The organism is Vibrio sp. 704, from assembly GCF_033339295.1.
The window spans coordinates 1-607 of record NZ_JAWOUH010000670.1 but is presented as its reverse complement, the minus strand read 5'-3'; the positions used below and the strand labels follow the sequence as shown (position 1 = coordinate 607).

The 607-nt window shown below is 49.1% G+C and carries 1 protein-coding gene; it reads right to left on the bottom strand.

Translation table 11 applies throughout. The features are described 5' to 3' along the window. A partial coding sequence (locus tag R7R24_RS28425) for a class I adenylate cyclase (RefSeq protein ID WP_318120408.1) occupies positions 1 to 607 on the bottom strand: 607 nt, incomplete at both ends.

The following is a 607-nucleotide window of genomic DNA, read 5'->3' as shown; positions in this document are numbered from 1 at the left end:
GCTCAAGTATTCGTGATGCTCAAGACATGGCTGCCCAAGAATGCGATGTGCGATCAATGGTTGCTTGTAGAGATACCAACCCGACTTGTTCACCCCACCTTCTTTAACTTCGATGAAGCTCAAATCTGGTTCATGTAAATCAGGGGAAATTTGTGGGTTCAGCAACGTCACTTTGCCCGGCAACACTTCAAACGCAGCGTACAACTTACGCGCAAGAATGCTGATGTCTTGCGGGCTGATCGCGGATGTGATGTCGTTGCGACGCGCAAACTGAATCAAGTTACGGTAGCTCTGCATCAATGCATCAAGCAACGCATGATGCACGACTTTCACCTGTTCAACTTTCCAGTTGCGGCGATCATCGAGCTCGGCAACCACGCTGTCATCCCACTTCCATTTCGCAACCATGTCGCTCAGCGCTTCACGACGCCAAGCCACCGAACCGACATCGGGTTCACGCGACAGCTTTTCATGGGTTTTGAGATAAAAACAACGACGCACCAAATCCAAACGTGTATCGTCTTGGATTCGTTCTAAATAGCGCGTAACTTTTTCCAACATTAAGTAGTATGCGTCCATGCCATAGAGATCTGGCTCATGGGCAAAG